Here is a 1,694-nt window from a genome sequence, read left to right on the forward strand (position 1 = left end):
GCATTGACTCAAGATTTTTGCTACCAGGCGATGCCTGTTGCCTCATGTAATTTGTTACCCGTCAGAATGCTGACGGGGACGACTTATGACGAGGCGGCTCAGCATGACAACACGACGGGAATTGACTGAGGCAGTCGGTGAGCGGTACCGCCGGTCTGATCGGAACGAGAAGCGCGAGATACTGGACGAGTTTGTCCGAGTGACTGGGTATCATCGCAAGCACGCTATCCGCGTACTGTGCCGCGAGCCTCTGCCCTCAAGGACGAAGCCCGGTCCACAGCGCCGCTATGACGATACGGTGCGGGCCGCACTGATTACGCTGTGGGAGGCTGCGGATCGAATCTGCGGCAAGCGGCTGAAGGCGCTCATTCCAACGCTGATCGACTCGATGACACGGCATGGTCACCTGACGCTATCGAAGGACGTTCGCCAACGGCTGAACCAGATCAGTGCCGCCACCATCGACCGGCTGCTGCGTGACGTGCGCGAACAGGCTTTCGCGGGTCAACGCCGGCGCGCGGGCGGAGTGGGCAATGCAATTCGCCGTGCCGTGCCGATCCGGACCTTCTCTGACTGGAACAATCCGCTGCCCGGCTATCTCGAGGTCGATTTCGTCGAGCATTGCGGTGGCACCAAGATCGACGGCGACTTCGTGCACAGCTTCGTGATGACCGATATCGCGACCGGCTGGACCGAATGCCTCGCCATGCCGTACCGCAGCGGCACGCTCGTCCTCGAGTACGTCGAGCGCGTCAGGCCTGCCTTGCCGTTTCCGCTTCGCGGTCTGGACTGCGATAACGACACGGCCTTCATGAACGAGGCCGTATTCGACTTCTGCAAGGCAACAGGCATCGAGCTGACACGCTCACGCGCGTACAAGAAAAATGACCAGGCGTGGGTCGAGCAGAAGAATGGATCGATCGTACGTCGCCTCGTCGGCTATGGCAGGCTGCGTGGACTTGAAGCCACGGAAACTCTTGCCTCCCTTTACGAGGTGTCGCGTCTGTACATTAACTTCTTCCAGCCTTCATTCAAGCTGAAATCGAAGACACGTCATGGCGCGAGGGTCACCAAGCGGTATGAAGCGCCCTTGACGCCGCTTGAGCGCGTGCTGCGTTCGGCGTCGGTGCCGGAGGCAACCAAACGCAGACTACGTGCTAAGTTTCGCGCTCTCGACCCACTGGACCTCTTGAGCCGAATGCGCGAAGCACAGCAGCACGTCGCGCAATGCAGCGAATCCGGCACGGCGCTGACGGAGGCAAAAACATCTGCTCGCGTCCCCCTCGCGGATTTCCTGGCGCGCCTCGGGACAGCCTGGCAGGACGGCGAGGTAAGACCGACGCATCACCGAAAGGCGAGCGTCCCTCATACCTGGCGCAGCCGGGAAGATCCGTTCGAGCATACGTGGCCAACAATACAGCAATGGCTTGAAGCCGAGCCCGGCATCACGGCGAAAAAGCTACATGAGCGTCTCGTCGCCATGGCACCGGCGATGTATTCTGGTGCTCAGTTGCGCACCCTGCAGCGCCGCGTGAAGGCATGGCGATCGAACCGCGCCAGGGAACTGGTGACCAGGATACTCGGCGGCGCCGACGCGATGAAGGCTGGCGCTGCTACGCAGCGCCAGCCTTCATCGCAAAACAACCGGAGAGTGACAATTACCCGGGAGTAACATCATCCCGTGAGGCAACACG

At 60.8% G+C, this 1,694-nt stretch carries 1 protein-coding gene; it reads left to right on the forward strand.

The genetic code is table 11. The annotated features are described in order from the left end of the window. The first annotated feature begins 103 nt into the window (after nt 1-103). Nucleotides 104-1,672 carry an integrase catalytic domain-containing protein gene (locus BMI01S_RS37260; protein ID WP_244145489.1) on the forward strand — a complete coding sequence of 523 codons (1,569 nt, stop codon included), beginning with the start codon at nt 104-106 and terminating at the stop codon, nt 1,670-1,672. The last annotated feature ends 22 nt before the right edge of the window (nt 1,673-1,694 follow it).

This window comes from Paraburkholderia mimosarum LMG 23256 = NBRC 106338, from assembly GCF_000739815.1.
GTDB lineage: Bacteria > Pseudomonadota > Gammaproteobacteria > Burkholderiales > Burkholderiaceae > Paraburkholderia > Paraburkholderia mimosarum.